This is a genomic window from Stenotrophomonas sp. SAM-B, assembly GCF_013387485.1.
Taxonomy (GTDB): domain Bacteria; phylum Pseudomonadota; class Gammaproteobacteria; order Xanthomonadales; family Xanthomonadaceae; genus Stenotrophomonas; species Stenotrophomonas maltophilia_AA.
On record NZ_JABBXB010000007.1, the window covers coordinates 147809 to 158444 of the forward strand.

Below are 10636 nucleotides of genomic sequence, written 5' to 3' on the forward strand. Positions count from 1 at the left end.
CTAAGGGTTGTGGCCGGAGCCGCCCGCGGGCGGTTGCTGCGACTGCTGTTGCTGTTGCTGCTGCAGTTGCTGGCGGCGCGCCTGGATGCGCTCGCGGATCGCCTTCATCTGCTCTTCGCTGGGCCCCTGTGGATTCGGCGCGGGGGCTGCTGCATTCGACGGTGCGCCGGTGGCCTGCGAGGCAGGCACGGCAGCCGGCGGAGGCGGCGGCATCGGTGCCGCCACGCCGTTGATCGGGCGTGCACCGGCGCCGGCCGGCGGTACCGATGTGAGTGGCGTGGCGCCCAGCACGGTCGGTGGTTCGCCGCCCTGCCCGTTGAACACCGGCAGCTCCAGCGTCTGCGTGCCGCCGGGGCCGCTGACGGTGGCGCGGCGCGGTTCCAGCGCCAGCAGCTGCCAGCCGTTGACCGCCTCACCGTTCAAGCGCAGCCGCAGCGACTGGCGCTGGTCGGTGGTCAGGATCGCCATGCCGAAGCCGGGTGTCAGCAGCACGCCGGTCAGCGATACGCTGCTGGCCGTGCCCTGCTCGGTGCCACCGAGCAGGTACGGGCGCGGCTGACGGTCTTCGGCGAACAAGGGGCGCGCGCCGATCTGTGCATAGGTACTGGCCGAGGCCATGCGCTCGGGCGCAGCGGGCGCGAGTCGCGGCAACGGCGCGGCCCCGGCATCGCCATCGGTGGCCGGGGCGATGCGGCTGCCCATCCCGAACAACGTCGCCACCCAGATCGCCAGCGCCCACAGTGCGATGCCGCCCAGCCACCAGGTGCGCAGGCCGGCTGCTTCAAGCTTCATGCTCGACCTCCTCGGCAGCGGCCGGTGCAGGCGCTGGGTCGGCCGCATCACCCGACGGGGGTTCCGCCACATCGGCGGGCGGTGCCGCGCCTGGGTCGGCGTCCGGCCCGGCCGGCAACGGCGATGGCGGCGGTGGTGGCGCCGCACCGGGCTCCAGCGCGGCGCCCGGGCGCAGATACCCGACCAGTTCGAACGACACGTCCAGGCCCGTACCGGTTTCGCTGGGGGATTGCTGGAAGCGCTGCGCGAGCAGATTGAGGTTGTCCACGAACAGGCGCGGCGTGCCCGTCTCCAGCGTATGCAGGACCGCGGCCATCTCCGGCACGCCACAGCGCAGGCGCACCTGCAGCGCCACGCGCGGGAACGCCGGCTCACGACTGGCATCCGGCAGCGGCGTGCGGTTGCTGATGGTGCAGCTGCGGTTGCCCGGGCTGGCCGAGGCCACGGCATCCTGCAGGCGGCTGGAGAGCGCGGCCGCGGCGGATTCAGCGGTGGCCTCGCGCAGGAAGCCGGGGCGGCCTTCGAGCGCCGCCTGCACCTCACGCAGCTGGGTGGCGATCTGCCCACGCTGCGCCAACTGCGTGTCCACGCGTTGCTGGCGCTCCTGCACGGCGGCGATATCGGCGTTGATCGCCAGCAGCGGGCGGGTCAACCACGGATGCACCAGCAGCAGGTAGGCCACGGCGATCACCGCCAGCAGCAGACCCAGCGCCAGCCAGCGATCACGGCGCGTCGGTTGTGCTGCCATCGGCAACCTCCTTCGCAGGTGGCGTGGCGCCGGGCAGCGGCTGCAGCTCGGCCGTCAGCGTGAACCGGTCGCGGCCACTGGTCGCGCCATCGGCCTGCAGCACGCCGGTCAGGTTGACCTTGCGCCACAGCGGCGAATCCTGCAGCAGCGGCACCAGCTGCGAGGCTTCGCGGCTGAGCCCGATCAGCTGCAGCGTCGTGCCTTCGATCGACATTTTTTCCAGATAGGTGCCGTCCGGCAGCGGGCGGGTGAGTTCATTCCAGATCTCCACCGTGCTGGCATGTTCGGCGCGCTTGCCCTCCAGGAACGCAGCGCCTTCGACCAGGCTCTGCACCTGCTGCCGCTCGGCGGCGACCCGGCGTGCATCGCGTGCGGCGTCATCGACCTGCGCGCGCAGCGCATCCGCCGCCGCCTGGCGATTCTCGAGCAGCTGATGACCGGCCAGCGCGATCAGTACGATCGCGCTGATCGCCAGGATCGCGTTCCAGCGCGCCATCGGGTCCCGATACGGCTGCCGCTGCGCGACCGGCAATAGATTGACGTCCAGTGGACGGCCCTCGGCGTCGACCGCATCCACGCCGGCCACGGCCTGTGCCCAGGGCCCGGCCTGCTGTGCCCACTGTTCCAGCTGCGGACGCGGGATCACCACCAGCTCCACCTGCAACTGGCCATCCGGCAACGCGCCCAGCTCGCGTACGTCATAGCTGACCTGGCTGGCATCGAATGGCGTCTGCCGATCAATCTCGAAACCGACCACGTCGCGCAGCCGCTCGGCGGCCGCCGCCGGCAAGCGCAGTGGGCGGCGCAGCACCGTCTCGGCGGGCAGCAGCCAGTGCCGCGGCAGGCCGCGCAGGCGCGCATCCAGAACGCCGTCGACCGCGCCGGGCGAGACCGGCCACGGCAGGTCGGCGATCGCCTCGATCTGTTCGCCGGTCTGGCGCTGCAGGCGCAGGACGTCACCGTCGCGCTGCAGCAGCAGGCGCGAGCGCGACCAGCCCATCGCCCATTGCCAGCGCACCGGCAGCCAGGCCAGCAATGATTGCCGCCACCAGCGCAGGCTGCTGCCCACGCCAGGCGACACGCGCCCCCGGGCCCGCACCAGACTGTCACGCCATGCCGTCATCTTGCTGCCATTCCCTGTTCCCAGCGAAGTACTGTGTATGCCGTTCCCGGCGTGCCTGCCGACCCCATCCTCACCACGGCGCGCAGTACCGATATCCGGCCGCGTTCGTCCGTGGCGCGACTCTCGATACTATAGGTGCCGCTGCCACCTGCAAGCGGTGCGACCGGCAATCCGGCGTCATCCGCGGCCGCGGCGCGCTCGCGTTCGGCCAGCAGGCGTTCTGCGTCCAGCCCCAGCGCGGTCAACACCGGGCCGGACGCGAACCGCGGGTCCGGCCGTGCCTGGCGGCTGTACAGGGTCAGCATCGGTTCGATCCGCGCATACAGGTCCGCATCCATGCCGAGCACGCGCTGCAGTTCTCCCACGGTCTCAAAGCGCGCATTGCGTGCGCCATAGGGCAGGCCGGCCGCCACGTAATCCGGCGTCTCCGCGCCCCCGCCGGGCTGCTTGAGGCTGTCGGCATCGCGCCAGTCGACGATGGCCCCGGCCAACAGCTGCGCCCGGTCCGGCGCTTCACCCATCGCGCGCAGGAAGGCGGTGAGGAGACTGGCATCGGCCAGATTCAGGTTCACTTTGCCGTTCTCATCGAGGATCGCCAGATCGATCCGGCGCGCATCGAAGGTCCACCGGTAGCGGCGGCCGTCGGCCACCCATGCCGGCTGGCTGGCGCGAGGCTGCAGGCGATGCAGGGCGTATTCCAGCCCGGCACGCGCATATTCCTGGCCGATGGCGTCATCGCCGATCACCCGCTGCTGCATGTGCTCCACGCGCGCGCTCAGCGCGAATGCGCCGATCACCGCCGTGAGCAGGGCGATCAACCACAGCACCAGCACCAGCGCCGCGCCGCGCGCCGGCCTCATGGGCGATCCGTCCGTGGTGGCGGCAAGGCGGCGATCATCGGCGGCCACGCCGGCCCCTGCAGCGGCACGATCTCGATCGAGACCAGCAAGGGCAGGCGCCGGGTATCCTCCCAGCGGTCCAGCCACTCGGTGAGCTGGCCGGTGCGCGGATCCGTGCCGCGATAGCGGAAGCGCACCTCGCGCAGCTGATCGGCCAACATCTCCGGCGGTCGCGGCGGAGCTTCTTCGATCGCTTCGCCGTTCTGCAGCAGGGTCAACCCGACCTCCAGCTGCTGCTGCGCGCCCGCGCGCCGGACCTGCAATTCATGCGCATACGGCCCGCCCCGCCCGAGATACCCGGGCAGATCGGAGACGAACAACATCCGCTGCGGCTCGCCCAGGAAGTACACCGGGTCGCGGGTGGGATCCGGCGGCGACGTCGCGATCACCAACGCGGTCGACAGACGGCGGCGCAGGAAGCCTTCGACCGCGCGCATGCGCTCGTTCTGGGCGGCCATGCGCTCGCCGCGCTGGCTGATCGCCATCGCCGAGCGCACAGTGGCGAAGGCCAGTGCCAGGCCGCCCACCAGCAGCGCCGTGGCCAGCAGGATTTCGATCAGGGTGAAACCGCGGGGACGGCGAGCGCGCAGCGTCATCGCGGCGTGCCCGGTACGGCGGGCAGCAGGCGCAGGCTGCGCCATTGCAGCTGTTCGCCGTTACCCTCGCCCCAACGCACCTGCAGGGTGATCTGGGCCAGGGTGGGGCCGCCGACGTCGGTCGTCACCGGCGCGGTGGTCGTGCGCGGCTCCGCATAAGGCTCGACCTGCAGCCGCCAACGGTACTTGCCCTGCTCCCACTCGCCCTGCGTGCTGCCCTCCTGCAGCGGCGCCTCCACACCGGTGCTGGCCAGCAACGACTGCGCGTACAACGTGGCGCGACTGCGCACCTCGGCCTGCCCGACCTGGCGCGCGGCGCCGGACAGGCTGCCCAGCAGCAGGGTCAGCGCCAACGCCAGCAGGGCGAAGGCGATGATCACCTCCAGCAGCGAGTAGCCGCGCTGACGCTTCTTCATCGGCCCTCCCGACGCGGGCCCGCACGGACTTCGCCGGTGATCCAGCCCACCTGGATGTCCCACACCGCACCGCGCGTGCTCAGCGCGATGCTGCCGCCACTGGCGGCACCGTCAGCGAAGAAGGCGATGCTGCCCTGCCCCGGCGCGGTGCTGAGCTGGCCGGCGCCGCGGAACTGCACGTCCAGCGCGGCGGGAATCTGCCCATGGCGACCGTTCGCGGCCTGCCAGCTGCGCGCGCGCGGATCGATCACGAAGCGCTGGGTCTGCCCGGTGGCGATCGCCTGGGTGCGTGTGTAGCGCAGCTGGGTGGCGATCTCCTTGCCGGCATTGCGCAGGCGCAGGCCATCGATGCCACCGTTCATCGCGGTGGCGGTGACCACGCCGATGATCGCGATCAGGGCGACCACCAGCAGCATCTCCAGCAGCGACAGACCGCGTGCACGGCTGCCCGCCGGCACGCGATGCGGCGGTCTGCTCGACACGGGCCACGGTGTTCCCAAGGCCGGTTACTCGTACCGGATGTCCGCGTCGTAACTGCTGCCACCCACCTTGCCGTCCTTGCCCAGGCTGATCAGATCGTAGGGCTGGCCCTCGCCCGGCACGCGGTACTCCAGCGCGTGACCCCACGGATCATTGAGGTCGGCCGGTTTGGCATACGGGCCGAGCCAGCCGGCGCTGCCGCCCGGCTGGGTGACCAGATCATCCAGCTTGGCCGGCAGCTTGCCGGTGTCCAGCTGGTAGTTGTCGATCTTGCCGGCCATGGTCTGCACCTGCGCCTTGGCGATGTTGGCCTTGCCACGATCGGCACCGCCGAGCACGCGGCTGCCGACCAGGGTCAGCACCGCACCGATCAGCACGATCACGATGATGATTTCCAGCAGGCTCATGCCGGACTGGTGGCGCGCGGAAGTGAAGCGGGTCAGGCGACGACGTTGCATATGGCAGGCTCCTTGCATCGAATCACGGGGGTATTCGCCAGCGGCCGGTCAGCCGATGGCATTGGTCAGGTCGTACAGCGGTACCAGCACGGCCACGATCACCAGGCCGACCACCGATGCCAGCACGAGGGTGATCACCGGCACCAGTGCCGACAGCAGACGGTCGATCGCACGCGCGCTTTCCTGCTCGAACGTATCGGCGGTCTTGAGCAGCATCGTATCCAGCGCACCGGATTCCTCGCCGACCTGGATCATCTGCAGCGCCAGGCGCGGAAAACGCTTGCCGCGCGCCAGCGACGCCGACAGGCCGTTGCCGTTCTTGACCTCGTCGCTGGCGGTGTCGACATCGGCGGCCAGCGCGCGGTTGCCCAGCACGTTGCGCGCGATCCCCAGGCCGGACAGCAGCGGCACGCCATTGCGCAGCAACGTGCCCAGGGTGCGGGCCAGGCGCGCGGTCTCCAGCTTGGCCAGCAGCGGGCCGATGCCTTTGCGCTGCAGCAGCCAGCCATCCACGGCCAGGCGCGCGGCCGGTTGCCGCAGGCGGCGCTCCACCACCAGCGCGATCACCGCGGGCACCACGATCATGATGATCCAGCCTTCGCGCACGACCAGGCCGGCGGTGAGGACCCACTGGGTGAACCACGGCAGGGCGACATCCAGGCTTTCGTACATCAGCGCGAACTGCGGCACCACGTAGCCGAGCAGGAACAGCAGCGCGCCGCCGACCACCGCCAGCAGGATCGCCGGATAGATCAGCGCATTGATGACGCGTCCTTTCAGTTCGGCACTGCGCTCCAGGTAGTCCGACAGCCGCTGCAGCGTGTCGTGCAGGCTGCCCCCGGCTTCACCGGCGCGCACCATGTTGATGTACAGCCGCGAGAACACGCCGTGCTGGCGTTCCAGCGCGGTCGACAGCGGCGCACCGCCGCGCACGATGTCGCGGATGTCGGTGACCACCCGGCGCGTACGCTCGTCTTCGGGCAGCTCCAGCAGGATGCTCAGCGCGCGGTCCAGCGGCTGCCCCGCACCGAGCAGGGTGGCCAGCTGCTGGGTGAACTGCACCAGCCCGCCGCCGTCGAACGGCTTCCGGCGCAGCAGCGCCGCCCAGGATGACGCGCCGGCCACGCCCTCGGTGGCCAGCCGTGCTTCCATCGGCATGTGGCCCTGGTCCTGCAGGCGCGCGGCCACCTCGGCTTCGCTGGCCGCCTCCATCTGGCCATCGAACAGTTCGCCATGCGCGTTGAGCGCCTTGTAGCGGTACTGGGCCATGCTCAGCCGTTCTCCCACTGCCGGCCGCGCACGCGCATCAGGATTCCTCCGTCACGCGCAGCACTTCTTCCAGCGTGGTGTGGCCCTGCAGCGCTTTGGACAGGCCATCTTCGTACATCGTGCGCATGCCGGCGGCGCGGGCGATCTGCTCGATCTCGCCCATCCCGGCGCGACGCATCACCGCACTGCGCAGCGCATCGTTCATCACCAGGAACTCGACGATGGTGGTCCGGCCGAGATAGCCGGTCGGCGCGATCGCCGAGGGCTGCGCGCGGTACAGGAAGATCTCGCCCTCCGGCTGCAGCCGGCGCAGGCCGAACTTCTCGACCTCCTCCGGCGAGGCGGCATAACGCTGCGCATGCTGCGGCTCCAGCCGGCGCACCAGGCGCTGGGCCAGGATGCCGTTGATGGTGGACGTGAGCAGGTAATCCTCCACGCCCATGTCGAGCAGGCGGGTGATGCCACCGGCCGCGTTGTTGGTGTGCAGCGTGGAGAGCACCAGATGGCCGGTCAGCGCCGACTGGATCGCGATGCGCGCGGTTTCCAGATCGCGCATTTCGCCGATCATGATGATGTCCGGATCCTGCCGCACGATGCTGCGCAGCGCATTGGCGAAATCCAGCCCGATCTGCGGCTTGGCCTGGATCTGGTTGATGCCTTCGATCTGGTACTCGACCGGGTCTTCGACGGTGATGATCTTGACGTCGGCGGTATTGAGCTGGCTCAGCGCGGTGTACAGCGTCGTGGTCTTGCCCGAGCCGGTCGGGCCGGTGACCAGCAGGATCCCGTGCGGCTGTTCGAGCACCTTGCGGAACTGCGGCAGGAAGGCGTCGGTGAACCCCAGGCGATGGAAATCGAACACCACCGTATCGCGGTCAAGCAGGCGCATCACCACGCTTTCGCCATGCGCGGTCGGCACGCTGCTCACGCGCAGGTCGAGCTCCTTGCCCTGTACGCGCAGCATGATGCGGCCGTCCTGCGGGAGGCGGCGCTCGGCGATGTTCAGCCGCGCCATGATCTTGATGCGGCTGATCACCGCGGCGGTCAGGTTGACCGGCGGGCTTTCGCCTTCGATCAGCACGCCGTCCACGCGGTAACGCACTTTCAGGCGATTCTCGAACGGCTCGATGTGGATATCCGAGGCGCGCAGTTCCACCGCGCGCTGGATGACGAGATTGACCAGGCGGATGACCGGCGCTTCGGAGGCCAGATCGCGCAGGTGTTCGATGTCGTCGACCGCGGCGCCCTCCCCATCGGCGGTCTCGATGATCGCGCCCATCGCGCTGCGGCCCTGGCCGAACCAGCGCTCGATCAGGTCATCGATCTCCGATCGCAGGCCACAGTGCAGGCGCACCGGCAGCCCGATCGCCAGCTGGACCGCATCGGCCGCATACGGGTCCTGCGGATCGGACACCCACAGATCGATCGCGTCGTCGTGCAGCGCCAGCGGACAGACATGGAATTGTTTGAGGAACCGCAGCGTCAGCGGCAGCCCGTCGAGCAGGGCTTCGGGCGGCGATTCCGGCACCGTCTTGGCGTCGAGCAGGGGCAGGCCGAGTACCTCGGCGCTGGTCTGTGCATGGTCGCGCTCGGAGACCAGCCCCAGCCGGACCAGCAAGCCCAGCAGGCTGCCGCCGGATTCACGGTGCAGCGGGCGCGCACGGGCCAGGTCGCCGTCCTTGAGCCGACCTTTCTCCAGCAATACCGCAACGATGCGGGATTCGGCTGTGGATGCTGCAGTGGGATCCTGGGCAACCGCGTTCAAGAACATTCTCCTGGCAACCGCTGCGACTTTAGCAGTTCACCGCGATCCTACGCGGGATTGCACACCGTCCAGATGTAAAAACGGGAGCCCGTCACATGACGGACTCCCGTTCGGGGTGCTGCGGTATTACTGGTTGGCCAGAATGCTCACGCCGCTGAACGCGGACTCGCCGACAACCTTGATGTAGTACGTGCCGGCCACCGGTGCGGTGAAGCGCACCGTTTCACTGTTGCCCGGACGCGTGGACTTGGCGTCGAACGCGGTCGCGGTCGGCTCCTTGCCCTGGCTCACGTACACCGACACATTGCCACTGCCACCGTAGGTGAGCAGGCTCAGCACCTTGCCGGCCTGTGCCTCGAAGCTGTACAGCGCTTCGCTGCCACCGGCGCCGCTCAGGCCACCGACGGCAACCTTGTTGGTCAGCGGCGTGGCGACCGGCCCGCAGTTTTCGGTGCACTCTTCTTCCAGCGCCTTGTCGAGCGCGGCCTTGGCATCGACGATGCCGGAGCCGATCGGCGTGGCGGTCGGGATGGTGACCGGGAACGCGCGCGCGGTCTGCTTGAGCAGCGTTTCCAGCGCAGCCGGACTGAGCGGATCCTTGCCGGCGGCGGTGACCGCGCCCTGCACCAGGGCCGCCACCGCCGCGACGTGCGGAGACGCCATCGAGGTACCGGCCATGCCCATGTAGCTGTAGGCGCCGGAGGTCGGGGTGGTCAGGCCGTTGTAGCCGGACTGCCAGACGTAGCCGCCCGGATTGCCGTCCACGCTGCCGCCGCCGCCCGGGCCGGACAGATCCACCACCGTGCCGAAGTTGGAGTAATAAGCGATGCCACCGGTGATCCGGGTCGCACCGACGGACACCACGTTGGCGCAGCTGGCCGGACGGAAGTTGGCCGCGTTGGAGGCCGAGTTGCCGGCCGCGACCACCACGGTCGTGCCCCGCGAGACGGCACCGTTGATCGCATCCTGGTACAGCGCATCGCACGCGCCGCCGCCACCCAGGCTCATGTTGATGACCTCGGCCGGATTGGCGTTGGCCGGCACACCGGCAACGGTGCCACCGGAGGCCCAGGTGATCGCGTCGGCGATGTCGGACAGGTAGCCGCCGCACTTGCCGAGCACGCGCACCGGCAGCACGCGTGCCTTGTACGCGACACCGGCCATGCCCACGCCATTGTTGGTGGACTCGGCGATCGTGCCGGCCACGTGGGTGCCGTGCCAGGAACTGTCATCGGCCAGCGAGCCGGCGTAGCACTCGTTGTCATTCTCGACCCAGTCGCCGTAATCCAGCGCACCCGGGACGCGGTCATCGGTGGCGCGGCGGGAGGTTTCCGCGTCGCTGATGAAGTCATAGCCCTCCAGCAGGTTGCCGGAGAAATCCGGATGCTGCGGCAGGATGCCGGTATCGAGCACCGCCACCACCACGCCTTCGCCCTGGGCGACGTCCCACGCAGCCGGCGCGTTGATGCCGCCGGTGGCGCTGTTGAGATGCCACTGGTACTGGGCGTAGTACGGATCGTTCGGCACCAGCTGCGGCGTGGCATTGCGCGGGCGCACGTCGGTGCGCTGCAGCTTCACGTCCACTTCGGCGTACTGCACGGAGGGATCGGCCTTGATCTCGGCCAGCACCTTCTGCAGTTCGGCCGGACTCAGGCGGCCCTGCAGGCGGATAAGATCGGCACCGACGCCGAGTTTGCGCACGATCTGCGGGTTCACCGCACTGGCACGCCCGGCGGCGGAACCACCGACGCTGGCACGGGCGACCGCCGACTGCACGGCCGTCAGCTTGGCCGAACGATCCGTGGCCGCCGCGGTACCCGTGCGGTACTTGACGATGATGCGCTCTGCGCCCTGGGCGGCAGCCGGCTGGCGCACCGGCTCCTTGGCCGGCAGGCCCGCGGCATAGGCGCTGGCGCCTGCGGACAACGACAGCACGGCGGCTGCCAGCACATTGATGCGAAGGTTCTGCTTACTGGTCACGTTGACGTCCTCTTCAAGGTCATGGATCAAACGACTGTTCAGGCCAACACTCCATGCGAGCTCCCTGGCCGGCCCTGGCCAGGGTTCCCGTGACCCGCCCCCTCAGGCCT

General features: G+C 69.6%; 11 protein-coding genes. All 11 read right to left on the bottom strand.

Going from position 1 to position 10636, the window contains the following annotated elements:
- The 11 genes from HH110_RS15160 to HH110_RS15210 all read right to left on the bottom strand — a co-directional run bounded on the left by HH110_RS15160 (window position 1) and on the right by HH110_RS15210 (window position 10526).
- A complete protein-coding gene (locus tag HH110_RS15160; RefSeq protein WP_176990433.1) occupies window positions 1-792 on the bottom strand; it encodes a general secretion pathway protein GspN in 792 nt (263 codons plus the stop codon).
- On the bottom strand, window positions 782-1540 hold the full coding sequence (gene gspM / locus HH110_RS15165; protein ID WP_241696588.1) for a type II secretion system protein GspM: 759 nt from the start codon (window positions 1538-1540) through the stop codon (window positions 782-784). Before gspM ends, HH110_RS15160 begins: the two co-directional genes overlap by 11 nt.
- The gene (locus HH110_RS15170; RefSeq protein WP_176990435.1) at window positions 1515-2663 is read right to left on the bottom strand and encodes a PilN domain-containing protein; all 1149 of its coding nucleotides are present in this window, start codon (window positions 2661-2663) and stop codon (window positions 1515-1517) included. Before HH110_RS15170 ends, gspM begins: the two co-directional genes overlap by 26 nt.
- Complete coding sequence (locus HH110_RS15175; RefSeq protein ID WP_176990436.1) at window positions 2660-3523, bottom strand: general secretion pathway protein GspK; 864 nt, start codon at window positions 3521-3523, stop codon at window positions 2660-2662. Before HH110_RS15175 ends, HH110_RS15170 begins: the two co-directional genes overlap by 4 nt.
- Window positions 3520-4158 carry a type II secretion system protein J gene (locus HH110_RS15180; protein WP_176990437.1) on the bottom strand — a complete coding sequence of 213 codons (639 nt, stop codon included), beginning with the start codon at window positions 4156-4158 and terminating at the stop codon, window positions 3520-3522. Before HH110_RS15180 ends, HH110_RS15175 begins: the two co-directional genes overlap by 4 nt.
- Window positions 4155-4574, bottom strand: a complete 420-nt coding sequence (locus tag HH110_RS15185; protein ID WP_176990438.1) for a prepilin-type N-terminal cleavage/methylation domain-containing protein — start codon at window positions 4572-4574, stop codon at window positions 4155-4157. Before HH110_RS15185 ends, HH110_RS15180 begins: the two co-directional genes overlap by 4 nt.
- Window positions 4571-4990, bottom strand: a complete 420-nt coding sequence (locus HH110_RS15190; RefSeq protein ID WP_241696592.1) for a GspH/FimT family pseudopilin — start codon at window positions 4988-4990, stop codon at window positions 4571-4573. Before HH110_RS15190 ends, HH110_RS15185 begins: the two co-directional genes overlap by 4 nt.
- 90 nt (window positions 4991-5080) lie before the next feature.
- Window positions 5081-5512, bottom strand: a complete 432-nt coding sequence (gene gspG, locus HH110_RS15195) for a type II secretion system major pseudopilin GspG (RefSeq protein WP_176990440.1) — start codon at window positions 5510-5512, stop codon at window positions 5081-5083.
- A gap of 48 nt (window positions 5513-5560) precedes the next feature.
- On the bottom strand, window positions 5561-6781 hold the full coding sequence (locus HH110_RS15200; protein WP_176990441.1) for a type II secretion system F family protein: 1221 nt from the start codon (window positions 6779-6781) through the stop codon (window positions 5561-5563).
- Between the two features lie 37 nt (window positions 6782-6818).
- Entirely contained in the window at window positions 6819-8546 is a 1728-nt protein-coding gene (gspE, locus tag HH110_RS15205; protein ID WP_176990442.1) for a type II secretion system ATPase GspE, read from the bottom strand.
- Window positions 8547-8672: 126 nt separating this feature from the next.
- Window positions 8673-10526 carry a S8 family serine peptidase gene (locus HH110_RS15210; protein ID WP_176990443.1) on the bottom strand — a complete coding sequence of 618 codons (1854 nt, stop codon included), beginning with the start codon at window positions 10524-10526 and terminating at the stop codon, window positions 8673-8675.
- Window positions 10527-10636 lie beyond the last annotated feature (110 nt).